This is a genomic window from Nonomuraea sp. NPDC050227, assembly GCF_044459705.1.
Taxonomy (GTDB): domain Bacteria; phylum Actinomycetota; class Actinomycetes; order Streptosporangiales; family Streptosporangiaceae; genus Nonomuraea.
In genome coordinates, this window is sequence record NZ_JBITJF010000015.1 from 74885 (window position 1) to 98223 (window position 23339).

Consider the following 23339-nt stretch of genomic DNA (forward strand, 5'->3'; position numbering starts at 1 on the left):
ACGGGGCTCCCCCGCGCCCATCGCTCCGGCTACCCCTCTGACCTGCGGGCAAACGATCGCGGACGCCGGATGTTGACCGGCTCTTGTGCGGGCTCGTGGGGGCGCTTGGCGCGCCGAAGGGGAGGTTTCCGGGCGATTGTTCCGACTATCTGAGGAGATGTACGTGCCCACCAAACGCTCCGCCAAGCCGACCCGGTCGAAGCCCGACAGCCAGCCCTGGCTGCACGTGAACGGCGTGGAGATCCAGGAGTACGGCACCGTGCGGATGTTCCCGCTCGGCCTCTCCCGTGACGCGCGCGAGTACTCCTGCCAGCGCCTCAACCAGATCCTGGCCGACACCCAGATCCTCTACAGCCTGTACAAGAAGCACCACTGGCTGATGCGCGGCCCGACCTTCTACCAGCTCCACCTACTGCTGGACAAGCACGCCTCGGAGCAGATCGCGCTGGTGGACGAGATGGCCGAGCGCGTGCAGACCCTCGGCGGCGTCGCGGTGGGCGACCCCCGGCACGTGGCCGAGATCACCGTGATCCCGCGCCCGCCGAACGGCTGCGAGGAGGTGCCCGCCATGCTCTCGCGCCTGATCGAGGCGCACGAGACCATCCTCGTGGCCGCCCACGACGCGGCCGCCCGGGCGCAGGAGATGGGCGACGACGGCACCAACGACCTGCTGGTCTCCGACGTCATCAGGACGAACGAGCTCCAGACCTGGTTCCTGATCGAGCACCTGGTGGACACCCCGCTGGTGGAGAAGCCGGACAGCTGACCGGCCCGCCCGATGTCCGGTAAGCCGGAAATCGACGCCAGGTGAAGGAAATGTCTGGATTTAGCCGGACATCGCACACCGGACGTAACGGTTCATACCGGGCGCAGTAAGGCGCCGCATCGAGCCCGCACCGCCGGGTACGCCAGGAATCGCGGGCCTTCGGGGCCGCCGGCGACCCGCCAGAGCGCGCCGCCACGAAGGCGTGCCTCACCAGCGGGACGCCCTCTGACCAGGGCCGACCCCGACCGGGCCGCCCTGACGGGGGCTACTTCTGACCGGGAGCGACGGAGAACGACATGACCCAACCGCTGACCTCACCGCCCGCCCCCGCCCACGGCGTCGCGGGACGGGAGCGGCGGCCATGAGCCTGTCGGACCGCGAACGCCGCATCCTGGCCGAGATCGAGCAGGATCTGCGCTGGCAGGACCGCGACTTCGCCTGCCGCATCGACGCGCTCAACGCCAAACCGGCCCGCCGCCGCCGCTGCCCGGTGACCCGCAGGGAGATGGCGTTCATCCTGGTCATCGTGGTCGCGATGACGCTGCTGTCGGCGGTCGTGTTCGTGGCGGCGGGCCGTCCGCGCACCCCGCCCGCGCCGCGCCCCACGCGCGAGGTGGTGACCACCTCGCCCCAGGTCACCCGTCCATGACCGCCGGCCGCCCGCTCAGGACGGCGGCGGGGCGACCGAGGCGCGGCTGACCAGGCGCGAGCGCAGCGTGTGCACGTCGTGCCGCGGCTCGGCCCCGTCGAGCACGTCGAGCAGCACCTCGGCGGCCTTCGCGCCGAGCTGGTGGACCGGCTGCTCGATCATCGTCAGCGGCGGGTCCATGACGGCCGCCCAGGCGCTGTCGTCGAAGCCGATGAGCGAGATGTCGGCCGGGTAGGACAGCCCGGCGGCGCGCACGGCCCGCAGCGCCCCGGTCACGGCGTCGGTCTCGGTGCAGAACAGGGCGGTGGTGCGGTCGGGCAGCGCCAGCATGCGGGCCACCTCCTGGGTGGCCCACTCCTCGGTCTTCGGGCCGGTCATGACCAGCTCGGGATCGAAGGGGATGCGGGCGTCGTCGAGCGCGTCGAGGTAGCCGCGCAGGCGCTCGCCGTCGGTCCACACGTTGCGGGCCTTCTCCAGCAGCGCCCGCCTGGTCACGGGCGGATCGACCGAGGACGGCCCCCACACGAACCCGATGCGCCGGTGGCCGGCCGCGATCATCACCTCGACCGCCTCACGGGCCGCGCCGCGGTTGTCGATGACGACCGTGTCGAGGTCGAGCGGCGCGACCGCGCGGTCGACCAGCACGATCGGGATGCCCCGGCCCATGGCCGCCCTGATGTGCTTGACCTCGTCGCGCCCCACGGCCGCCGAGGCGATGATGACGCCGTCGACCCGCTTGTCGATGAGCACGTCGGTGGCCGCCACCTCCTCGTCGAGCCGCTCGTACGTGCTCAGCACGATCGTGTCGAACCCGCGGGCGCGCGAGGCGTCGGAGATGCCGCGCATGACGCCCGCGAAGAACGGGTTGCCGATGTCGGCCAGGATCACGCCGAGCGTGTGGCTGACCCCGGTGGACATGCTGCGGGCCAGGGCGTTGGTGCGATAGCCGAGCTTCTCGGCCGCCGCCAGCACCCGTTCGCGCAGCTCCGGGCTGACATAGCCGTAGCCGCCGAGGGTGCGGGCCGCGGTGGCGCGGCCGACGCCGGCCTCGGCGGCCACCTCCGAGATCGTCGGCCGCCCCGACTGGCTCCGGTCGGCTGCCATCGAACGGGTTCCTCGTTTCTGGGGGGTCGCGGGCACGCCCATGCTAGCCGCGCGGGGCGGGCCTGCCGAAGCCGAAGGCGCCTTCGACGAAGCACTGGTCGTAGGCGGTCTCCGCGCCGGCCAGCAGCGCCCGCAGGACCGCCCCGCGGCCCGGCGCGGCGCCCTTGCGCCAGCCGTCGCGCAGCAGGGAGACGGCGAACCCGGCCAGGAACGCGTCCCCGCAGCCCATGGTGTCGACGATCTTGCCCGGGTCCTCGACCAGCCGGGCGGGGGCGGCGACCAGGTCATGGCCGTCGTAGGCCATCGCGCCGTCCACGCCCCTGGTGCCGAGGGCCAGGCGGGCGCCGCTCGCCACGGCGCGGGCCAGCAGGTCCCGGGTGCCCGCCGCGTCCAGGTGGGAGCAGGACAGGAGCACCAGGTCGGCGTGCGGGCAGACGCGGTCCAGGTAGGCGGGGACGCGGTAGTCGTCCTCGCTGGACAGGTCGAAGCTGACCAGGGGCCGCAGACCGGCCAGCCCGGGCAGCTCGTCCTCGCTGCCGGAGTAGACGCTGGAGTGCACCAGGTCGAACGAGCCGGCGTAGGCGAGCAGGTCGCCGGTCAGCGCCAGCGGCTCCCGCACGGTGACGCCGCCGCCGTTCCAGCCCAGGAAGACCCGGTCGCCGTCGTCCACGCGCAGCCGCGACACGCCGCTCTCGCCGGGACGCACCACGCAGCGGTCGACCGCGACGCCCTGCGCGGCGACGGCCTCGCGCAGGAAGCCGCCGAGGTCGTCGTCGCCGAAGACCCCGAGGTAGGCGGCCTCGACGCCGAGGCGGCCCGCGTAGACGGCGACGTTCACGCTGTTGCCGCCCGGATAGTCGATGCCCCGATCGACGAACCGGTCGACGATGTTGTCGCCGAAGCCGAGGACTCTCATGTTTCTCCTGTGCCGAGGGGGTTCGGGATGGGCAGGCCGGGGCCGCTCCCGTCCCGGCGGGCGGGAGCGGGAGCGGAGGTGGCGGCGGCCTAGTAGTCCATGACCCGGTAGTAGCGGCGCAGGTCGAGCGAGTGGTCGCGGACGCGTTCCAGGTGCTTGCTGACCCGGCCCAGCACCGTGTCGAGCACGAGCGGCGCGAGCAGGCCGCGGAACTCGGGGCTGATGCCGTCGAGCGGGTAGTCGCGGGTGTCGAAGACGGTGACGTCCTTGGAGATGCGCCGGGCGAAGGCTTCGGCGCGGTCGGTGAGCGGGCGCGTCTCGTCCTCGCCCTGGAAGATCAGCACGCTCGTGTCCTCCTCCAGCAGCTCCAGCGAGCCGTGGAAGAACTCGGCGCTGTGCACCCTGGTGGTGCGCAGCCACTGCATCTCCTCAAGGATGCACATCGAGTACAGGTAGGTGAATCCCCACAGGTTCCCGCCGCCGATGAGGAAGTGGTAGTCGGTGTCCTTGTGGGCCTCGGCGAACGCGGCGGCCACCGGCTCGGCCTGCCGGGCGACCTCCAGCATCACGCCGGGCAGCCCGGCCAGCTCGCCGGCCAGCTTCTCGTAGCCCTCGAACTCGCCGCGGCGGGACAGCAGGCGGCCCATGAACAGCAACATCTGCTGGTCGAACGGCCACGCCTTCGGCTCCGACACCAGCACGGCGTCCACGGCCTTGGCGATCGGCGAGTCGGGGTAGCCGGTGAAACCGACCGTGTAGGCGCCCTTGTCCTTGACGTACTCGATCGCGCGCAGGCTGTCCTCGGTGGTGCCGGAGACCGAGGTGAAGATCGCGACCGTGCGCTCACCGAGCCGGGCGTCGCCCGAGACGACCAGCTCGGCCGCGATCGCGGCGCGCACGTCGAGCGTCGAGCTGCGCCTGGCCAGGTGCTCGTAGGGCCACATCTGGGCGTACGTGCCGCCGGCGCCGACGAGCAGGAGGGTGTCGAACCCCTGGTCCACGAGCCGATCGACGAGCTCCTCGATCTGGGGGCGCAGGGCCACGGTGCTGGCCAGCTGCGACAGGAATTCCGGCTCGTTGAATCCGAGCATCTTCGCGTCCTTTCGGGAAAGCTTGCGGGCCGGCGGCGTCCAGCGGCCTGATACCGGTATCACGCGGAGGTCACGCTGACACAGGATCCGGCCGCGCGTCAACACCCCACCTGCGAGAACCCGCCTCGTACTGCTGTTTCGTCGCAGGAGAAAGCCCACAGGCAGGCGCTCGGAAAGAAAATCTTGCTTCGCGGTCTGGTACCGGTATCAGTTCATCTGTACAGTCAGCCAACACCCCCACCGCGGACCGGCAGGTCCCCCTCTCCCTCCGAGAGAAAGGAAGCCCATGCGCCCTCGCGCAATGACGTCGTTCGCGGCGCTCCTCGGGACGCTCGCCCTGGCCGGCTGTTCCGGCGGCGGCGACGGAGCGGCCACGGCCCCCGCCGCCGACCTGTCCGCCACGCCCGACTTCTCCGGCACGCTGAGCATCCTCACCAAGTTCGCCGGCGAGCCGCTGCAGCCGTACTTCGAGGACCTGGCCGCGGCGTACCAGAAGCAGCACCCGGGCGTGAAGGTCGAGCTCATCCAGGAGACCGACCAGAGCATCAAGGACAAGACCAAGACGCTGACCGCCTCCGACGCGCTGCCCGACGTCTTCTTCACCTGGAGCGGCAACTGGGCGGAGAACTTCGTGCGCGGCGGGCGGGCCGCCGACCTGAGCAAGGTGATCGGCCCGGACACCGAGTGGGGCAAAACGTTCAGCCCCGGCTCGCTGTCGGCCTTCGCCTACGACGGCAAGTACTACGGCATCCCGCTGTACGGCAACGGCAAGTTCATGGGCTACAACAAGACCGCCTTCGACAAGGCCGGCGTCAAGGTGCCCGGCACGTTCGAGGAGCTGGTCGGGAGCTGCGCGGCGCTGCGCAAGGCGGGCTACGAGCCGATCGCCTTCGGCAACAAGGACGGCTGGCCCGCCCTGCACTACCTCCAGCAGCTCTTCGCCTACGACGTGCCGGCCGACGTCCTGCAGGCCGACTTCACCCCGAAGACGGCCAAGCTCGACAACCCGGGCTACGTGACCGCGCTCAACCGGTTCAAGACCCTGGTCGACACCTGCACCGACACCGGCAAGGGCACCAACGGCGTGCTCTACAGCTCGGCGCAGCAGGCCTTCCACGACGGCAAGGCGGCCATGTACTACCAGGAGGTCCTGGAGTTCGACAACGCCACCGACAAGAACGGCCTCAAGCCGGACGACTTCGGCATCTTCCAGCTCCCCGCCCCCCAGAACGCGGCCGGCGACCCCAAGACCATCGAGGGCGCTCCCGAGGGTTACCTGATCAACGCCAGGTCGCCGCGGGCCGCGCTGGCCGTCGACTTCATGAAGTTCGTGACCTCCACGCAGAACGCCAAGACCCTGTCGGCGCCCCCGTACGGGCAGCCCAGCACGGTCGTCGGCGCGGTCAGCCCCGAGACCTCCAGCAAGGCCGTCTACGAGGGCATGGAGCAGGTCAACAAGGCGCCGCGGCTGGCCGCGTGGCTCGACACCGTCACCGTGCCCGAGGTCGCCGACGCCTGGCTGGCCGGCGGCGAGGCGCTGATCAGCGGCGGCTCGACCCCCGACAAGGTGCTGGCGAGCGTCCGCGAGGCGTCGGAGTCGGCGAAGTAGGCCGGGCGGCCGGAGGGAGAGCATGCCGGTGCGTGCCATACGTCAACGGGCGCTCGGCCTGGCGTGGGTGGCTCCCGCGCTCGCGCTGGTCGTGGTGTTCGTCTACCTGCCGCTGGTGCAGAACTTCCAGTTCAGCACCCTCAAATGGGACATCTACCGCGGCACCCAGGAGTACGTCGGGCTCGACAACTACCGCAAGCTGATCGACGACCCGGTCTTCTGGTCCTCGCTGGGCAACAACGTCCTGTACGCGGTGGTCTCGATCGTCTTCCAGGTGTTCGGCGCGCTGCTGCTGGCCGCGCTGATCGAGGGCGTCCGCAGTGAGCGGTGGCAGCGCGGCCTGCGGGCGGTGTACTTCATCCCGTCGGCGATCTCGATGACCGTCGCCGGCCTGCTCTTCTACTTCATCTACGAGCCCAACCTGGGCCCGCTCAACCACCTGCTCAGGGCGATCGGCCTGGACGGCCTGGCCCAGGCGTGGCTGGGCCAGGAGAGCACCGCCATGTCGGCGATCATCGCGATGAGCCAGTGGCAGGGCTTCGGCTACTCGACCCTGCTGTTCGCGGTCGCGATCCAGCGCATCCCGCGCGAGATCTACGGCGCCGCCGCCATCGACGGCACCGGCCCGGTCCGGCGGTTCTTCCACGTGACCGTGCCGCTCGTGCGGGAGATGACCGGGCTGATGATGATGGTCACCGTCTCGGGCGCCTTCCAGGTGTTCAACGAGGTCATGGTGATGACCAGCGGCGGCCCCGACAACTCCAGCCAGGTCCTGGGCACCTGGCTCTACCGCAGCGGCTTCGTGCGCAACAACTTCGGCTACGCCGCCGCCATCGCGACGGTGATCTTCGTCATCACGCTCGGCATCGCCGTGGGACAGATGTGGGTCACCCGTAAGAGAAGGGTGGAATGGTGAGTCGCCGCGGCTTCCTCGGCGTGATCGCGCGCGTGTTCCTCTGGGCGTTCCTGCTCTGCCTCGCGGTGGTCGTGCTCTATCCCCTGCTGTGGATGGTGCTCAACGGGTTCAAGTCCAACAGCGAGCTGTTCGGCAACCCGTTCGCGCTGCCGTCGAGCTGGAGCTTCGAGAGCTACCAGAAGGCGTGGAACCGGGGGGTGAGCGACTACCTGACGACGAGCGTGCTGGTCACGCTCACCTCCACGGTCGCCACCGTGTTCGTCAGCGCGTGGGCGGCCTACGGGCTGACCCGGGTGGACATCCCGTTCAACCGGTTCGTCACGATGGCCATCCTGGGCGGGCTCATGCTCGCGCCGACCGTGGCGCTCGTGCCGCTGGTCAAGATGTTCCAGGCCATGGGGTTGTACAACAGCTTCTGGGCGCTGCTGATCCTCTACACCGCGTTCCGGATCCCGTTCACGACGTTCCTCATCCGGGCGTACATGATCGACCTGCCGCGCGAGGTGGACGAGGCCGCCGAGATGGACGGGTGCGGCCGCTGGACCGCGTTCTGGCGGATCGTCCTGCCGATGTGCAAGCCGATCCTCACCTCGACTGTGCTGCTGCACATCCTGTTCGCCTGGAACGAGTACCTGTTCGCGATGGTCTTCACCAGCGGCGCCGGCGTGCAGACGCTGCCGGTCGGCCTCACCGGCCTGATGAGCAAGCACGGCACGGACTTCCCCGTCGTCTTCGCCGGGATGGTGATCGCGGCGCTGCCCGTGGTGCTGCTGTTCTTCCTCGGCCAGCGCTACATCGTCAAGGGCCTCGCCGACGGGGTCGGGAAGTGAGTCTGATGTCGTTGTCACTGCGGCAGTTCACCGGTTCGAACTTCGCCTACCAGCACCTGCCCTTCGACCGTTTCCTCGACGACGCCGCCGCGCTCGGTCGCGAGCACCTGGAGCTGTGGGGCGTCGCGCCGCAGCTGCACGTGCCGTGGCTGAGCGACGCCGAGGCGCGGGCGATCCGCCGGCGCGCCGCCGGGCGGGGGCTCACCGTCCGCTGCCTGACGCCCGAGCAGGTGGCCTACCCGGTCAACCTGGCCTCGCCGGACAGCCGGCTGCGGGCCGCGAGCGTGGCGATGTTCCGCCGGGCCGCCGAACTGGCCGCCGAGCTGGGGGCCGAGCTGCTGCTGCTGACCCCGGGCCGGGGCTTCGAGGACGAGCCGGTCGCCGCCGCCTGGCGGCGCTCGGCCGACGCGATCGGCGAGATCTGCGCCTACGCCCGCACGCTCGGCGTGTCGTGCGTGCTGGAGGCGTTGCAGCGGGTGGAGTCCAACCTGGTCAACGACGCGCCCACGCTGGCCCGCATGATCGACGAGGTGGGCGCCCCGAACCTGGGCGCGGTGCTGGACACCGTGGCCATGGCGGCGGCCGGGGAGGGCGTGGACGACTACTTCGACGCCCTCGGCGACCGCGTCAGGCACGTGCACCTGATCGACGGCTCCCCCACCGGGCACCTGGCCTGGGGCGACGGCGAGCTGCCGCTCACGGAGTACCTGGCCGCGCTGGACCGCAGGGGCTATCGGGGAGCGATGACGTTCGAGCTGTTCGGGGCCGGGGACTACGCCTTCGACCCGCGTCCCGTGGTGGAGCGCTGCCTGGCCTCCGTACAGGCAGCGCTCCCGGGAGCCTCATAGCCCGCCGACGGCTCCGGGCATGACCAGCCCCCTGCCCTGGCCGGGGTACTTGGCCACCAGCCTGGACCTGCCGGTGCGGACGTCCACCGCGTAGGCCCGGGTGTCCTTCCCGGCCTCGACGGTGAGCGTGACCTCCGACCGGCTCTGCCAGATCGTGGCGTCGTGGATGCCCGCCCCCGTCGGCAGGCCCTTCACGGAGACCTTCCGCAGGGTGCGGCCGGTCCTGGTGTCGAGCACGGTGAGCCTGCGGGTGACGTACTCGGGCTGGGCTTTCTTGCCGGGCGGGAACTCGAAGGCGACCACCGTGCGGCCGTCCGGGGCGAGCTCGCTGAACATGATGAAGACGCCGTCGAAGCGCACCGGCCTGCCGCCGCCGGTGACCGGCATGAACAGCAGGTCGGTCTTGCGGTAGCGGACCAGCTCGGCGACGCCGTCCTTGATGGCGACCGGCTCGTACACGCCGGGGACGGGCACCGTCCCGCCGGTCCGCACGTCGATCAGCAGGCCGGGGTCCTTGGTGCCCTCGCGCGGGTCGAACGCCAGGTGGCGGCCGTCGTCGGAGACCACCAGCAGGGAGCCCGTGCCGAGGCGTTCCTCCGCCACCTTCGCGGCGGAGACCGTCTCCGCGCCGGTCACCATGTCCCGGACGACGTGCGCCTGCGCGTCTTCGTCGTAGTAGGCGAACATGCGCCCGTCGCGGCTGAGGGCGACGGGCACGCGGTCGTTCCTGGCGGTCCTCGCGAGCGCCTGGGGCACCCGGTACGTCCTGCCGTCGGCGGTGACCACCCGCCATTCGCCGTCCAGGCAGCCGGGCGGCGCGCTCTTCCCCTTGGGAGGCAGGCAGCTCTGCCGGTAGGCGTGGCTGAGCGTCCCCACCTTCCCCTCGGGCAGGACGGGCACGGCCGCGGCCGCGGCCTGCGGCGCGGCGGCGGGCACCCGTCGCGGCCCGGCCACCAGCACGGCCGCCGTCACCCCGGCCAGCACCGCGATCGTCGCGGCGGCCGCCAGCGTCGCCGAGGCGCGGCGTCTGCGCCGGTACCCCGCCACCGCGAGGTCGGCCAGGTTCACCGGGGGCGCCTCCTCGGCGATGCCGTTCAGCGCGTCACGGAGTCTGGTCATCGGGCCGCCTCCTGAGGGGTTCGCGAGTCCACGAGGTCGGGGGCCAGCGCGCGCAGGCGCGCCAGCGCGTGATGGGTCTGGCTCTTCACCGTGCCGACCGCGCAGCCGAGCGCGTCGGCGGTCTGGGCCTCGGTGAGGTCCTCCCAGAAGCGCAGGACGATCACCGCGCGCTGCTTGCGCGTCAGCTTGTCCAGCGCCTGGCGCAGCACGATCCGGTCGAGGGCGTCGTCGTCGTAGGTGACCGGGCGCTCGGGCGGGTCGGCGCTGGGCAGCTCGGGGTTCGGCCGGCGCCGCCACGAGATGTACTGGTTGACCAGCGCCTTACGCGTGTACGCCTCCGGGTTGCCGTCCCGCGCCAGCTTGTGCCAGTGCCGGACGACCTTGACCAGCACGCTCTGGAGCAGGTCCTCGGCCTGGTGAGGGTCGCCCACGAGCAGGTAGGCGGTCCGCATCAGCGCCTGTTGCCGGGCGATGACGAACTCGCGGAAGCCGTCATGAGCGTCCAATGTGGTGATCTCCCTTCGCCCGTTCCCAACGCGGCCGGCCGGGCGGAGGGTTGCAGGTTCGTCGCAGAATTCCCTACGGCCTCACCGGGCCCGCCGGTCGGGACGGCGGCCCCAGGTGGCCCAGCGCCACAACCATTCCACCGGGCCGAAGCGGTACCGGCGCAGCCAGAGGGTGGACCACACCCACTGCAGAGCCAGGATGACGGCGGCGATCCCCACGATCGTGGTCAGCGTCCAGCCCTCCGGCGGGCCGCCGGCCAGCCTGCCGAGGACCAGGACCAGGGCGGTGGCGCTCAGGTAGTTGGTCAGCGCCATGCGGCCCAGCGGGACGAAGACGGCCCGCAACACCGGGCGCAGCGGGGTCCTGAGCAGGACGAGCAGGACGCACACGTACAGACCGGCCATGAGCAGCCCGGACGCGGCCATCGGCAGGGGGACGCCTGTGCTCGCGGCCTGCCACATGAGCGCCGGGACGGTGGCCGCGGCGAGGCCCAGGGCCAGCAGCGCCGGGACGCGGGTGGAGCTCTCGATCCGGTCGATCACGCCGTACCTGGTGAGGGCCGAGCCCAGCAGGAACAGTCCGGGCACCAGCATCGTGCCGCCCCCGAAGACGACCAGCGCCGCGACGACGAGCACGGCGGCGAGCCCGGCCACGGCCCAGCGCGGCAACCATGTCGAGGGCAGCAGCACCGCCAGGCCGACGACCGCGTAGACGGTCAGGATGTCGCCGCGCCACAGCAGGAACATGTGCGCCAGGCCCATGCAGGCCAGCAGGAGGAGCCTGCGCAGCAGCAACACCCGCGGATGGGGCACGCGGGCGGCGGCGGAGTCGAGCAGCAGCGAGAAGCCGACGCCGAACAGCAGCGAGAAGATCGGGAAGAAGCGCTGCTCGACGAGCAGGCCCAGCCAGCGGGCGGTGTCGTCGAGCGTCGCCTGCTGCGCGGTGACCGGGTCGGTGCCGACGTGCGAGATCGGCTGGACGTTGGCCAGCAGGATCCCGCACAGGGCGAAACCGCGCACGACGTCGAGCGCGATGATGCGCGACCGCCCGGGGGCGGCCGGGGGTGTGGTGCGGGGTGTGTCGTCCGGGGGCAGGGCGCGGGCGGGCCGCGGGTCGTCATAGGGCATGAAGCCTCATCCTGCGGCGGACGGCGGGGCGCGGGGAGGGTCCAAAGCAGGGTTCGGGCCGCGGCGACCGTACTTTCGGCCGGTGTGCCGGGCGGACCGGCCTCCCTGGCCTGGGGTGCGCGCGGCGACCGTACTTTCGGCCGGTGTGCCGGGCGGGCCCGCCTCCCTAGCCTGGGTGCGTGAACGTGCGGAACCGGCCGGAGCTCGCCTGGCCCCTCGGGCGGCGGGCCGCGGCCGTGACGGCGCAGGCCGCGCTGGCGGTGGCGGCCGTCGCCGTGCTGATCTTCTGGGCCGGTCTGATCGCCGGCAGCTGGGGCGGCGGCTACTGGGTGTTCGACTGCGCGGCGGGGGCGGCGGTGTGCGCGCTGGCCCTGGCGCGCCGCCTGGCCCCGGCGTGGACGGCCGCGGGCGGGCTGGCGGTGGCGGCCGTGGCCGTCCTGGTCGCCGCGTGGGCCGGGCTGCCGAACGAGCCGGGGCCGGCCATGGCGCTGGGCCTGTCCGTGCTGGTCGGGTCGGCGGTCAGGACGCTTCCCGTACGGGCCGCCTGCGCCGTCGCGGCCGGTGGGCTCGCGGTCGCCGCGGCGAGCGTGCCCGGGGCGCACAACGGGGCCACGGTGGGGCTCAACGTGGCCTGGTGGCTGGCCGCCCTGGGCGTCGGCGGCGGCCTGCGGCTGCTGGCGGCGCGCCGCCTGTCGGCCGCCGATCGCGTCCGGCACGACGAGCGCCGCAGGCTGGCCAGGGAGCTGCACGACGTGGCCGCCCACCACCTGACCGGCATCGTCCTGCAGGCCCAGGCGGCCCGGCTGCTGGCCCGCAGGGGGTCAGGCCCGCTGGAGGAGTCGCTGGAGGACATCGAGGACGCCGGCACCGGAGCCCTGGCCGCGCTGCGCCGCGTCGTGGGCCTGCTGCGCGACGCCGGTGACGACGTGCCCGGCCCGGCCGGCCGGCTCACCGACCTGGTCGGCGGCTTCGACGGCCCGCCCGTGACCCTGCGCGTCCCCGGCGAGGCCGAGAGCTGGCCGCCGGAGGTGAACAGCACCGTCTACCGGATCGTCCAGGAGTCGCTGACGAACGTCGCCCGCCACGCGGCCCGCGCGGTCACCGTCGAGGTCACGGTCACCGGGCGGGACGGCGCGGTCGTGGTGGAGGTCGCCGACGACGCGCCGCCCGCGCCGCCGTCCCGGAGCCGCGGCGGCTACGGCCTGCTCGGCATGCGCGAACGCGTCGAGGCCCTCGACGGCACCCTGCGCGCGGGCCCCCGGCCGGAGGGCGGCTGGACGGTCCACGCGACCCTGCCCCTCGCAGGGCCACCTGGGGGGCGGCGATGACGATCGGCGTGCTGCTGGCCGACGACCAGGCGATGGTCCGCCGCGGCCTGCGGCTGATCCTGGAGGACCAGCCCGACATCCGCGTGGTGGCCGAGGCCCGGGACGGCGCGGAGGCCGTGGAGCTGGCCCGGCGGGTACGCCCCGACGTCTGCCTGGTGGACATCCTCATGCCCGGCATGGACGGCATCGCGGTCACCCGCGCCCTGGCCGGCGCAGGCGTGCCCGACCCGCTGCCGGTGGTCGTGGTCACCACCTTCGACCTGGACGAGTACGTCTACGACGCGCTGCGCTGCGGCGCGGCCGGGTTCGTGCTGAAGGACGCCGGCCCGGCCCTGCTCGCCGAGGCCGTACGGGCGGCCAGCAGCGGGGACGCCCTGATCTCGCCGTCGATCACGCCGCGCCTGCTGGGCCGCCTGGCCAGGCGGGCGCCGCGCGCGACGGGAGCGGTGCGCCCGCTGTCGGAGCGGGAGACCGACGTGGTGCGCGCCGTGGCCGCCGGTCGCAGCAACCGGGAGATCGCCGCCGCCCTGCACATCTCGCTGAGCACCGTGAAGGGCCACATCTCGGCCATCCTCGACAAGCTGGGCATACGCAACAGGGTCGAGATCATCGTGTGGGCCTGGGAGAACGGGGTGGCGGGCTAGGGTCCGTCAGCGCGACTCGTCGCCCAGCCGCACGCTCGCGCGGGCGATGTCGGCCAGCGTGATGTCGGCCAGCATCATCTCCTCGTGGTCGCGCAGCGCGCTCCACACCTCGGCGAGCGGGCTGGCCACACCGGGATAGCCGCCGTGGTCGCCGCCCTCGGAGACGCCTTCGACGATCAGCACGATGTCGGCGAGGGTGATCTCGCCGGCGGGCCTGGCCAGCCAGTAGCCGCCCTCGGGGCCGCGCTGGCTGTGCAGCAGGCCCGCCCGGCGCAGCTGCAGCAGGATGTTGTCGAGGAACTTGCGGGGGATGCCCTGGGCCGTGGCGATCTTCTCGGCGGGCATGGGGCCCGGCGGCGCTGCGGCCAGCTCGGCCGCGGCGCGCAGGGCGTACTGGGTTCTGGCGGAGATCCGCATGACCGTCTACTGCTCAGGCGCTAACCTGGTGCAGGCCCCAGCGGCGGCGCAGCGCGTCGTCCGCCAGGCCGAAGACGCGGTCCACCACGATGCCGATGACCAGGATGACGATCATGGTGGCGAGCAGGCCGGGCGAGTCGGCCAGTTCGCGGGCGTAGTGGAGCTGCTCGCCCAGCGAGGCCTGGTTGGCGATGATGACCAGCAGCTCACCGGCCATCAGCGAGCGCCAGGCGAACGCCCAGCCCTGCTTGAGCCCGGCCAGGAACGACGGCAGCGAGGCCGGCAGGATGACGTGCCGGTAGAGCGCGATCCGGCGGAAGCCGAGCATGTGCCCGGCGCGCAGCAGGATCGGCGGCGTGTAGTCCACCCCGGTGATCAGGCCGTTGGCGATGGACGGCGCCGCGCCCAGCACCACCACGAACAGGATCGCGCTCTCCGACAGCCCGAACAGCAGGATGGCCAGCGGGAACCAGGCGATGGACGGCATCGTCTGGAGCCCGGTGATCAGCGAGCCCGTGGCGCGGCGCAGCGGCCCGATCCGCGAGACCAGCGCGCCGACGACCAGCCCGACGGCGATCGCCAGGGCGAACCCGGTGACCGCGCGGCGCATGGTGACCGTCAGCGCGGTGTAGAACTCGGGGTCGCCGAGCCGGTGCCCGAGCTCGGCGAGCGTGGTGACCGGCCCGGCGAAGACGTACTCGGGCCACCAGCCCGCCCACACCACGGCCTGCCAGACGGCCAGCACGATGAGCACGGCCGAGGCGATCGGCCACAACCCCGCCCACAGCCTGGAGGCCAGGCCGGCGCGGTGGCCGGTGCCCAGCTCCAGCGCGTCGAGCCCGGCGATCTGCTGGGCGTGGGTGTCCGTCGTCGTCATGCGGGCTCCTCCTGACGGGCGTGGCGCAGGACCTCCTGGCGGAGGCGGCCGGTGATCTCCCCCGCCAGCTCGGCCACCTCGCCCGAGTCGGTACGGCGGGGCCGCGGCAGCGCGACGGGGAAGTCCTCGACCACCCGCCCCGGCCTGCTGGACAGCAGCACGACCCGGTCGCCGAGCCGGACGGCCTCGCGCACGTTGTGGGTGACGAACAGGACCGACAGGGCGCGTTCCCGCCAGATGCGTTCGAGCTCGTCGTGCAGCAGGTCGCGGGTCATGGCGTCCAGGGCGCCGAAGGGCTCGTCCATCAGCAGCACGTCGGCGTCCTGGGCGAGCGCTCTGGCCAGGGCGACGCGCTGGCGCATGCCGCCGGACAGCTCGTGCGGCCGTTTCCTGCCGAACCCGCTGAGGTGGACGATGTCGAGGAACTCGGCGGCCCGGTCCCGGCGTTCCCGCTTGCTCACGCCCTTGGCGCGCAGCGCCATCTCGACGTTGGCCGAGACGGTCAGCCAGGGGAACAGCGCGGGTTCCTGGAACATGAGCGCGACGCGGGCGTCGTCCACGTCGATCCGGCCGGCCGTGGGCCGGTCGAGCCCGGCGACCAGCGACAGCAGCGTGCTCTTGCCGCAGCCGGACGCGCCGAGCAGGCAGACGAACTCGCCGGGCGCCACCGACAGCGAGACCTGGTCGAGGGCTTGCAGGGCCGTCCGGCCCTGACCGTAGAGCTTGGAGACGGCCTCCAGCCGGATCGCGGGGCTCTGCCCGTCGACCCGGCCGGTGGCCTGCTCCGTGAGCGGAGCGGACATCGCGTGCGCCTCCTACTTGTCGGAGATGGCCTGCTGGCCCTTGGCGGCGAGGACCTCGTTGAGGACCTTGAGGTCGTAGATGCCGTTCAGGTCGACCGGGTCGAGGAGGCCGACCTTGGTCGCGTGCTCGGCGCTGCCCACCAGCGACGAGGCGATCGGGTCGTTGGTGAAGGTGATGTTCTTGAACGCGCTGTCCAGCACCTCGGGCTTGAGCGCCTTGCCGGTCAGCTTCTGCAGGGCGGCGTTGGCGGTCTGCGCGGCGCCGGCCGGGTCCTTGGCGATGACGTCGTTGGCCTCGACGTGCGCCTCGATCAGCTTCTTGAGCAGGTCGGGGTGCTCCTTGGCCCACTCCTGGCGGACGATGAGGTGGGTGATCACGAACTGCTTGTTCGGCCACAGGTCTCGCTCGTCGACCAGCACCTTGCCGCCGCTCTCCTTGATCAGGCGGCTGGCGAACGGCTCGGGCACCCAGGCGCCGTCGATGTCGCCGGTGGCGAAGGTCTGGATGGTCTGGGAGTTCTCCTGGGGCACGATCGAGACCTCGCCGCCGCCCTTGGTGTCGGTCTTGATGCCCTTCTCGGTCAGCCAGTAGCGCAGCGCGACGTCCTGGGTGTTGCCGAGCTGCGGGGTGGCGATCTTCTTGCCCTTGAGGTCCTCCACCGAGTTGATCCCGGGCTTGACCACCAGGAACACGCCGCCGGACGCCGCGCCGGCGACGATCTTGATGGCCTGGCCCTTCGACTTCGACCAGGCGTTGATGGCCGGGTTGGGGCCGACGTAGGTGGCGTCGATGGCGCCGGAGAACACGGCCTCGATCGCGGCCGGTCCGGCGTTGAACGTGCTGGTCTTGGGCGCGGCGCCGAGGTGCTTGGCGTAGATGCCCTTCTCCACGCCGACCAGCGCGGTGGCGTGGGTGATGTTGGGGAAGAAGCCCAGACGCACCTGCGTGCCGCCTGCTCCCCCGCTCTTCGCGCCGCTGTCCGCAGGGCTGCCGCTGCCCCCACAGGCGGCCGCCATGGTCGTGAGCGCCAGGGCGGCCAGGGTGGCCACCGTTACGCGAACCCTGCGAGCGTTCATCTCTTCTCCCTATTTCCCACTTTTTTAGTGGCTTTAGAGTGTTTATAGGAGCAAGGGAGGGCGCTCGTCAATCCCACTCTGGGTCACAGACTCTTCACGAAAGGCAGCGGGCCGCGCTTCGGACGGTCGTCCGGGTCGAAGCGCGGGGTGTAGCCGCCGGCCAGGTACAGGGCGACGGCCTCGGGCTGGCGGGGGCCGGTGGTCAGGTGAATGCGCAGGTAGCCGCGGCGGGCGGCCTCGCGTTCCAGCTCCCGTACGACGACCGCGCCCAGGCCGCGCCTGCGGTGGCCGGGATGCGTCCACACCCGCTTCAGCTCGGCCGTGTCGGCGTCGTAGCGGCGGAACGCCCCGCCCGCCACGGTCTCGCCGCCCACCACCAGGACGAGGAAGGCCCCGTCCGGCGGCGCGAACTCCTCGGCCGGGTAGCGGTTCAGCTCGTCGTTGGCGCCGTACCGGCTGGTGTACTCCAGCGCGAGGTCCGCCAGCAGCGGCCGGACGGCGGGATCGTCCGGCGCGACCAGGCGGACCTCGAAGGCGGGCGCGCTCAACCGCTCTGCCTCGGCAGGCCCGGCGGGTTGACCCTGGACTCGGCGACCGCCTCGTTGCCCAGCCCCCACCGGTCGAGCACCTGCCGGTACGTCCCGTTCGCGATCACCGTGGCCAGCGCGTCGTGCACCGGCCCGACCAGGCCGTCGCCCTTCTTCGTCATCGCCGCGATGAGCCCCTGCAGGCCCGGCCCGGCGCCCGAGGCGGTGCCCACGATCCTGGAGCCGCCGCTGACCGCGACGTTGTAGGCGATGGTCGGGTTCGGGCCGAAGTACGCCTGCACGCGCCCCGACTTCAGGGCGAGCAGCACGTCGCCGTACTTCTGGTAGTAGAGGATCTCGACCGGTTGCCGGCCGGCCTTCCGGTTCTGGGCGTCCCAGTCGAGCAGGATCTTCTCCTGGTTGGTGCCCGAGCCGACCGAGACCCGCAGCCCGGCCACGTCGGCGGGCCCGGAGATCCTTTTGATCGGGCTGGAGCCGGGAACCTGCCAGGCGAGCTGGTCGATCCGGTACGTCGCGAAGTCGTAGACGTCCTTGCGCTCCTCGGTGACGGTGACGTTGTTGAACACGGCCTCGTACTTGCCGGACCTGGCCCCCAGGAACAGGTTCTCCCAGGAGGAGCTCTCCGGCTCCAGCTCCAGGCCGAGCACGTCCGCCACGAGCTGGGCGAGGTCGGTCTCCACGCCGATCGGCGTGACGTTGTCGCTGGCCGGGAAGACCAGCGGCGGCGAGCTCTGGACGCTGAAGCCGACGGTGAGCCGGCCGTCCCGGGCGATCTCGGCGGGCACCCGGGCGGCGATGCTCGCGACCTTGCCGGTGCGCACCCGCTTCTGGTCGGGGCCGGTGTCGACGGCGCGGCCGGCGACCGCGCCGTCGGCGCCGGCCCCCTCGCCGGCTCTATGGACGAGCGCGGGTTCGGCCGCGCAGGCGGTGACGGTGGTGGAGACGATCAGCAGGAGTGCGGGCACGGCGGTGAGACGCATGGGGGTTCCTTGTGATCAGAGGACCTTGCCGAGGAAGGCGCGGGTGCGCTCGTGGCGCGGGGCGTCGAGGACCTGGGCGGCCGGGCCGCGCTCGACGATGCGGCCGTCGTCCATGAACACGACGGTGTCGGCCACCTCCCGGGCGAAGCCGATCTCGTGCGTGACGACGATCATGGTCGTGCCGCTGCGGGCCAGGTCCTTCATGACCTCCAGGACCTCGCCGACCAGCTCCGGGTCGAGGGCGGAGGTGGGCTCGTCGAACAGCACCACCTTGGGCTCCAGGGCCAGCGCCCTGGCGATGGCGACGCGCTGCTGCTGGCCGCCGGAGAGCGTGCGCGGGTAGGCCGCCGCCTTGCCGGCCAGCCCGACCCGGTCGAGCAGGCGGGCGGTCAGCTCGGCCACCTCGGCGCGCGGCCGGCGCTGGGCCGACAGCGGGGCCTCGGCGATGTTCTGGCTGACGGTGAGGTGCGGGAAGAGGTTGAAGTTCTGGAAGACGAAGCCGATGCTGGTGCGCTGGCGGAGGATCTCGCGTTCGGGCAGCTCGTACAGGTGGTCGCCGGCGCGCCGGTAGCCCAGCAGCTCGCCGTCGACCGTCACCGTCCCGCGTTCCACCTTCTCCAGGTGGTTGATCACGCGGAGCAGGGTGGACTTGCCCGAGCCGGACGGCCCGAGCACCACCGCCACCTCGCCCTGGCGGACGCGCAGGTCGATGCCCTTGAGCACGTGCAGCGCGCCGAAGCTCTTGTGCACGCCGGCCAGTTCCACCATCATGAGCGGCCCCTGCCGTAGTGGCGCTCCAGGAAGTGCTGGCCGACCGAGAGCGTGGTCGTCAGGACGAGGTACCAGACGGTCGCGACCAGCAGCAGCGCCATCACCCTGCCGTTGCGGTTGTAGATCACCTGTACCTGGTAGAACAGCTCGGGCAGGGCCATGATGTAGACCACCGAGGTGCCCTTGACCAGGCTGACGATCTCGTTGCCGGCGTTCGGCACGATCGTCCGCATGGCCTGCGGCAGGATGATCCGGAAGAACCGGCGGGCCCGCGGCACGCCCAGCGCCGCCGCGGCCAGGCGCTGCCCCGGATCGACCGACAGCAGGCCGCCGCGGACGATCTCGGCGGCGTAGGCCGCCTGGTGCAGCGCGAGCCCGAGCGCGGCGGCGGTGACCGGCCCGATCAGGTCCATCGTGCCGACGTCGAAGAAGGCCGGCCCGAACGGCACCCCGAACGACAACCTCGGGTACAGCAGCGCCAGGTTGTACCAGAACAGCAGTTGCAGGATCAGCGGCACCGAGCGGAACAGCCACACGTACCCCCAGGCCACCGAGGCCAGCAGCCGGTTGGCCGACAGGCGCATGAGGGCGAGCAGGGTGCCGAGCGCGAACCCGAGCCCGATGCCCAGCGCGGTCAGCTCCAGCGTGAGCAGCACCGAACGCAGAACGGAGGGCGCGAACAGGTACATGCCGACGACGTCCCACTCCCAGGCGGGGTTGGTGACCAGGGCGTTGGCCGCCATCGCCAGCAGCACCAGCACGACGAGCGCGGCCACCGCCCGTGACGGGTGGCGGGCGGTCACGACCTTCGGCGCGGGCTCCTCCAGCCCGGCGGCGGGCACCGCCTCGGCCGTGTCACGCAGCGCCATGGCCCGCACGCACGTCGTCGCCACGTCCCGAACGTGCGGCTCCCTCGCGTGCGACTCCCTCGCGGGCGGCGTCGCGGCGGGCCACTTCCGCTCGGACGAGCGGGATGACGTGCCGGCCGAAGTCGACGGCGTCCTCCAGGATCGCGTAGCCGCGCGCCGAGAGGATGTCCACGCCCAGGTCGTAGTAGTCGAGCAGGGCCTGCGCGACCGTCTCCGGGGTGCCGACCAGGGCGGTGGAGTTGCCGGCGGCGCCGGTGGCCGCCGCGGTGGGCGTCCACAGGGCACGGTCGTGCCGCTCTCCCCTGGCGGCCACCTCCAGCAGCCGCAGCGACCCGGCGTTCTGCGGCGGCCCCCCGGGACGCCGCCGCGGGTTCGCCCGGGAGTGTCGCAGCTCGCCCAGGATCCGGTGCGCCTTCTCCCAGGCCAGCTCCTCGGTGGGCGCGATGATCGGCCGGAAGGCCACCTGGATGCGCGGCACGTCGGCCCGCCCGGCCGCGCGGGCCGCCTCCTTGACCGAGGCGATCTGCTGCGCGGTCTCGGCCAGCGGCTCGCCCCACAGGCAGTAGACGTCGGCCTCGGCCCCGCCGGCCGCGTACGCCGCGGGCGACGAGCCGCCGAAGGAGACCTGGGGCCGCGGCCGCTGGACCGGGAAGACGTCGGAGACGAAGTCCCGGAAGGAGTAGTGGGCGCCCTCGTGGTCGAACGGCTCCCTGGAGGTCCACCCCTTCTTGACGATCCGGATGTACTCCCTGGTCCTGGCGTACCGCTCGTCCTTGGTCAGGACGTCGCCCTCCCTGCCCTGCTCGTGGTCGTTGCCGCCGGTGATGAAGTGCACGGTCAGGCGGCCGTCGCTGATCTGGTCGAGCGTGGCGAACGTCTTGAGCGCGTACGTCGGGTACGACACGTTCGGCCGGTGGGCCAGCAGGATCCCCAGGCCCTCGACCCGGCCGGCGACGTACGCCGCCACCTGGGCCGGGTCGGGCGAGCCTGAGCCGTAGGCGAACAGCACCCGGTCCCAGCCGTGCTCCTGGTGGGCCCGCGCGAGCCGGAGCGTGTACTGCTTGTCGAAGGAGGGGCCCGAGCGGGGCGAGGTCTCCGAGCCGTCGTTGGTGCCACCGATACCGAGGAACTCCACAGGCATGTCGCGGCCTTTCTGGCGTCGTGAACGCCTTTCACCCCAGCACGGCGACCTGATTCCGTCAAGCCCTACCAATTTAGTTGGTTTTTATTTACGGTGGAGGCGTACGGAAGGAAGGACACCATGCCATCCCTGACCATCACCCCCGTCGCCGGCCGTATAGGAGCCGAGATCACCGGTGTGCGGCTCGCGCCCGATCTGCACCCCGACGTCGTGGCCGAGCTCCGCCAGGCCCTCCTCACCCACAAAGTGATCTTCCTGCGCGGTCAGGAGCACCTCGACGAGCAGAGCCAGGTGGGCTTCGCCCGGCTGCTCGGCGAGCCGACCGCCGCCCACCCGACCGTGCCCGCGCTGCACGGCAACGCCCACATCCTGGACCTCGACTACAGCAACGGCCACAAGGTCGACCGCTGGCACACCGACGTGACCTTCGTGGACCGGCCGCCGCTGGCCTCGGTGCTGCGCGCGGTCGTCGTGCCGGAGGCGGGCGGCGACACGTTGTGGGCCAACACGGTCAGCGCGTACCAGAACCTGCCCGCCGAGCTGCGCGACCTGCTCGACCGGCTGCGCGCCGTGCACACCAACCAGTACGACTACGTCCGCACGGCCACCATCGACGAGCGCGCCCGCGAGCACGCCGAGGTGTTCGCCTCCACCCTGTTCGAGACCGAGCACCCGGTCGTGCGCGTGCATCCGGAGACCGGCGAGCGCTCGATCCTGCTCGGCGACTTCGCCAAGCGGCTGAGCGGCCTGTCCGGGCACACCTCCGGGTCGATCATCCGGCTGGTCCAGGAGCACGTCACCGAGGTGGAGAACACCGTCCGCTGGCGCTGGTCGCCCGGTGACGTGGCCATCTGGGACAACCGGGCCACCCAGCACCGCGTGGTGCACGACTTCGGCGACCGTCCCCGCCGCCTGCACCGGGTCACGATCGCCGGTGACGTGCCGGTCGGCGTGGACGGCCGCACCAGCACCGCCCTCAGCGGCGACGCCGCGACCTACTCGCCGATCGCCGCCTGACCCTCCCCGGGGCCGCCCCGGCCACGAACGTCGCCGTGGCCGGGGCCTCGCGGATCGGCCGAAGCCAGTGCGGGCGGGGTTGGCTGGGCCCCGCCCGCACCTCCCATCCCCCACCTGAAAGGCACGCCCATGAGCACCGGCGAATCCCCCACCGGACGCGAGAGCCGCGTCGCGATCAACGAGGACTGGGCCGCCACGGCCGTCGGCCTGGTCCTGCTCGTCCTCGTCCTCACCGGCGTCATCCCCGTCGGGCTGGTGCCCTGATGAGCGCCGCGACCGTCGCCGCCGACCGCGCGACCTGGCGCGGGACGGCGCTCGGCGTCCTGGTCGTCCTCGTGCTGGCCGCCGCGACCCGATTCCTGGAGAAGGGCGTGCCCGGCTGGCTCCCGGACTCCGGGCTCGCCAAGGCCGTCGAGTTCCCGGTCTACGCGATCGCCCTCGGGCTGCTCGGCAACGCGCTGCTGACCGCGGCCGGGCTGCGGGAGCGGCTGGCCGGCGGGTTCCGCACCGAGTTCTTCATCAAGACCGGGCTGGTGCTGCTCGGCGCCTCCATCAACCTCAAGGTGATCGTGACCGCCGCCGGGCCGGCCGTGCTCCAGGCGATCGTGCTGATCAGCACGGTGTTCCTGTTCACCTGGTGGCTCGGCGGGCGGCTCGGGCTCGACGACCGGCTGCGCGCGCTGCTGTCGTCGGCCGTGTCGATCTGCGGGGTCAGCGCGGCCATCGCGGCGGCGGGGGCCGTCCAGGCCAGGAAGGAGCAGCTCGCCTACAGCGCGAGCCTGGTGATCGCGTTCGCGCTGCCGTCGATCTTCGTGCTGCCCGCCCTGGCCTCGGCGTTCGGGCTGCCGCCCGAGGTGGCGGGGGCCTGGATCGGCGGCAACATCGACACCACCGCCGCCGTCACCGCCGCCGGCACGATCGCGGGCGAGGACGCCCTGGCCATCGCCACGATCGTCAAGGTCACCCAGAACGCGCTCATCGGCGTCGTCGTGGTCGCGCTGACCGCCTGGTTCGCCTTCCGGGTCGAGCGGCGGGCGGACGCCGAGCGGCCGGGGGCGGGCGAGTTGTGGCGGCGCTTCCCGAAGTTCGTGCTCGGGTTCGTCGCCGCGTCCGTGATCGCCACCTGGTGGCTCACGACGGTCCCCGCGGGCCAGGGCAAGGCGGTCGTCGGGGTCGCCAACGACCTGCGGACCTGGTTCCTGATCCTGGCGTTCGTCAGCATCGGGCTGGAGTTCCGGGTGGCCGCGCTGCGGGCGGCCGGCTGGCGGCCGGTCGCCGTGTTCGCCGCCGCGACGGTGGTGAACGTGGTCGTCGCCCTGGCCCTGGCCCTGGCCCTGTTCTCCGGCTTCGCGGCCGGCTGAGGGCCCCGCCCTCGGGGGGCGGGG

At 72.2% G+C, this 23339-nt stretch carries 26 protein-coding genes; 11 read left to right on the forward strand and 15 right to left on the reverse strand.

Translation table 11 applies throughout. The features are described 5' to 3' along the window. The first annotated feature begins 157 nt into the window (after positions 1-157). Positions 158-766, forward strand: a complete 609-nt coding sequence (locus ACIBK9_RS43310; RefSeq protein ID WP_387668468.1) for a Dps family protein — start codon at positions 158-160, stop codon at positions 764-766. A 361-nt stretch (positions 767-1127) separates the two neighbouring features. Next, on the forward strand, positions 1128-1415 hold the full coding sequence (locus ACIBK9_RS43315) for a DUF3040 domain-containing protein (RefSeq protein WP_352349574.1): 288 nt from the start codon (positions 1128-1130) through the stop codon (positions 1413-1415). 15 nt (positions 1416-1430) lie between these two features. Here the strand turns inward: ACIBK9_RS43315 and ACIBK9_RS43320 are convergent, their stop codons facing one another. From ACIBK9_RS43320 to ACIBK9_RS43330, 3 genes are all read right to left on the reverse strand, one after another. Further along, positions 1431-2519 (reverse strand): LacI family DNA-binding transcriptional regulator, encoded by a 1089-nt coding sequence (locus ACIBK9_RS43320; RefSeq protein WP_397164801.1) that lies wholly within the window; start codon positions 2517-2519, stop codon positions 1431-1433. A gap of 43 nt (positions 2520-2562) precedes the next feature. Continuing rightward, complete coding sequence (locus ACIBK9_RS43325) at positions 2563-3435, reverse strand: PfkB family carbohydrate kinase (protein WP_397164803.1); 873 nt, start codon at positions 3433-3435, stop codon at positions 2563-2565. Positions 3436-3524: 89 nt separating this feature from the next. Continuing rightward, on the reverse strand, positions 3525-4526 hold the full coding sequence (locus ACIBK9_RS43330) for an SIS domain-containing protein (RefSeq protein WP_358283057.1): 1002 nt from the start codon (positions 4524-4526) through the stop codon (positions 3525-3527). A 286-nt stretch (positions 4527-4812) separates the two neighbouring features. On the opposite strand from ACIBK9_RS43330, the gene ACIBK9_RS43335 reads away from it, so the two are divergent. Genes ACIBK9_RS43335 through ACIBK9_RS43350 form a run of 4 tightly spaced genes read left to right on the forward strand, consistent with a single transcriptional unit; the run spans position 4813 to position 8729 of the window. After that, entirely contained in the window at positions 4813-6135 is a 1323-nt protein-coding gene (locus ACIBK9_RS43335) for an ABC transporter substrate-binding protein (protein WP_397164805.1), read from the forward strand. Between the two features lie 28 nt (positions 6136-6163). Continuing rightward, entirely contained in the window at positions 6164-7051 is an 888-nt protein-coding gene (locus ACIBK9_RS43340; protein ID WP_358283053.1) for a sugar ABC transporter permease, read from the forward strand. Continuing rightward, positions 7045-7881 (forward strand): carbohydrate ABC transporter permease, encoded by an 837-nt coding sequence (locus ACIBK9_RS43345; RefSeq protein WP_397164806.1) that lies wholly within the window; start codon positions 7045-7047, stop codon positions 7879-7881. Before ACIBK9_RS43340 ends, ACIBK9_RS43345 begins: the two co-directional genes overlap by 7 nt. Positions 7882-7886: 5 nt before the next feature. Then, positions 7887-8729, forward strand: coding sequence for a TIM barrel protein (locus tag ACIBK9_RS43350; RefSeq protein ID WP_397164808.1), 843 nt, complete (start codon positions 7887-7889; stop codon positions 8727-8729). On the opposite strand, the gene ACIBK9_RS43355 is transcribed toward ACIBK9_RS43350, so the two are convergent. The 3 genes from ACIBK9_RS43355 to ACIBK9_RS43365 form a co-directional block, all read right to left on the reverse strand. Further along, positions 8724-9848, reverse strand: a complete 1125-nt coding sequence (locus ACIBK9_RS43355; RefSeq protein ID WP_397164810.1) for a hypothetical protein — start codon at positions 9846-9848, stop codon at positions 8724-8726. The two genes, ACIBK9_RS43350 and ACIBK9_RS43355, sit on opposite strands and share 6 nt — an antisense overlap. After that, positions 9845-10354 (reverse strand): SigE family RNA polymerase sigma factor, encoded by a 510-nt coding sequence (locus ACIBK9_RS43360; protein ID WP_397164812.1) that lies wholly within the window; start codon positions 10352-10354, stop codon positions 9845-9847. The genes ACIBK9_RS43355 and ACIBK9_RS43360 overlap by 4 nt, the downstream gene beginning before the upstream one ends. An 81-nt stretch (positions 10355-10435) precedes the next feature. Continuing rightward, positions 10436-11482, reverse strand: a complete 1047-nt coding sequence (locus ACIBK9_RS43365) for a DUF418 domain-containing protein (RefSeq protein ID WP_397164813.1) — start codon at positions 11480-11482, stop codon at positions 10436-10438. A 179-nt stretch (positions 11483-11661) separates the two neighbouring features. On the opposite strand from ACIBK9_RS43365, the gene ACIBK9_RS43370 reads away from it, so the two are divergent. Together ACIBK9_RS43370 and ACIBK9_RS43375 are read left to right on the forward strand one after the other, a co-directional pair. Beyond that, the gene (locus ACIBK9_RS43370) at positions 11662-12810 is read left to right on the forward strand and encodes a sensor histidine kinase (protein WP_397164815.1); all 1149 of its coding nucleotides are present in this window, start codon (positions 11662-11664) and stop codon (positions 12808-12810) included. Then, the gene (locus tag ACIBK9_RS43375) at positions 12807-13454 is read left to right on the forward strand and encodes a response regulator (RefSeq protein ID WP_397164816.1); all 648 of its coding nucleotides are present in this window, start codon (positions 12807-12809) and stop codon (positions 13452-13454) included. Before ACIBK9_RS43370 ends, ACIBK9_RS43375 begins: the two co-directional genes overlap by 4 nt. Positions 13455-13460: 6 nt before the next feature. Here the strand turns inward: ACIBK9_RS43375 and ACIBK9_RS43380 are convergent, their stop codons facing one another. The 9 genes from ACIBK9_RS43380 to ACIBK9_RS43420 all read right to left on the reverse strand — a co-directional run bounded on the left by ACIBK9_RS43380 (position 13461) and on the right by ACIBK9_RS43420 (position 20937). Beyond that, on the reverse strand, positions 13461-13871 hold the full coding sequence (locus tag ACIBK9_RS43380; protein ID WP_358283040.1) for an Rrf2 family transcriptional regulator: 411 nt from the start codon (positions 13869-13871) through the stop codon (positions 13461-13463). Positions 13872-13884: 13 nt separating this feature from the next. Beyond that, the gene (locus ACIBK9_RS43385; RefSeq protein ID WP_397164818.1) at positions 13885-14748 is read right to left on the reverse strand and encodes an ABC transporter permease; all 864 of its coding nucleotides are present in this window, start codon (positions 14746-14748) and stop codon (positions 13885-13887) included. Continuing rightward, positions 14745-15551 carry an ABC transporter ATP-binding protein gene (locus ACIBK9_RS43390; protein WP_397164819.1) on the reverse strand — a complete coding sequence of 269 codons (807 nt, stop codon included), beginning with the start codon at positions 15549-15551 and terminating at the stop codon, positions 14745-14747. Before ACIBK9_RS43390 ends, ACIBK9_RS43385 begins: the two co-directional genes overlap by 4 nt. A 12-nt stretch (positions 15552-15563) precedes the next feature. Next, complete coding sequence (locus ACIBK9_RS43395) at positions 15564-16628, reverse strand: ABC transporter substrate-binding protein (RefSeq protein WP_397164820.1); 1065 nt, start codon at positions 16626-16628, stop codon at positions 15564-15566. Positions 16629-16711: 83 nt separating this feature from the next. Beyond that, entirely contained in the window at positions 16712-17176 is a 465-nt protein-coding gene (locus tag ACIBK9_RS43400; RefSeq protein WP_397164821.1) for a GNAT family N-acetyltransferase, read from the reverse strand. Next, complete coding sequence (locus ACIBK9_RS43405; RefSeq protein ID WP_397164823.1) at positions 17173-18156, reverse strand: ABC transporter substrate-binding protein; 984 nt, start codon at positions 18154-18156, stop codon at positions 17173-17175. Before ACIBK9_RS43405 ends, ACIBK9_RS43400 begins: the two co-directional genes overlap by 4 nt. Positions 18157-18171: 15 nt before the next feature. After that, positions 18172-18927, reverse strand: coding sequence for an amino acid ABC transporter ATP-binding protein (locus tag ACIBK9_RS43410; protein WP_387668506.1), 756 nt, complete (start codon positions 18925-18927; stop codon positions 18172-18174). Further along, the gene (locus ACIBK9_RS43415; RefSeq protein ID WP_397164825.1) at positions 18924-19820 is read right to left on the reverse strand and encodes an amino acid ABC transporter permease; all 897 of its coding nucleotides are present in this window, start codon (positions 19818-19820) and stop codon (positions 18924-18926) included. Before ACIBK9_RS43415 ends, ACIBK9_RS43410 begins: the two co-directional genes overlap by 4 nt. Then, complete coding sequence (locus ACIBK9_RS43420) at positions 19783-20937, reverse strand: LLM class flavin-dependent oxidoreductase (RefSeq protein ID WP_397164826.1); 1155 nt, start codon at positions 20935-20937, stop codon at positions 19783-19785. Before ACIBK9_RS43420 ends, ACIBK9_RS43415 begins: the two co-directional genes overlap by 38 nt. A gap of 120 nt (positions 20938-21057) precedes the next feature. Between ACIBK9_RS43420 and ACIBK9_RS43425 the strand changes: the two genes are divergently transcribed. The 3 genes from ACIBK9_RS43425 to ACIBK9_RS43435 all read left to right on the forward strand — a co-directional run bounded on the left by ACIBK9_RS43425 (position 21058) and on the right by ACIBK9_RS43435 (position 23315). Next, the gene (locus ACIBK9_RS43425; RefSeq protein ID WP_358283023.1) at positions 21058-21954 is read left to right on the forward strand and encodes a TauD/TfdA family dioxygenase; all 897 of its coding nucleotides are present in this window, start codon (positions 21058-21060) and stop codon (positions 21952-21954) included. Positions 21955-22083: 129 nt separating this feature from the next. Continuing rightward, complete coding sequence (locus tag ACIBK9_RS43430; RefSeq protein WP_352330037.1) at positions 22084-22218, forward strand: hypothetical protein; 135 nt, start codon at positions 22084-22086, stop codon at positions 22216-22218. Further along, the gene (locus tag ACIBK9_RS43435) at positions 22218-23315 is read left to right on the forward strand and encodes a YeiH family protein (RefSeq protein ID WP_397164828.1); all 1098 of its coding nucleotides are present in this window, start codon (positions 22218-22220) and stop codon (positions 23313-23315) included. Before ACIBK9_RS43430 ends, ACIBK9_RS43435 begins: the two co-directional genes overlap by 1 nt. Positions 23316-23339 lie beyond the last annotated feature (24 nt).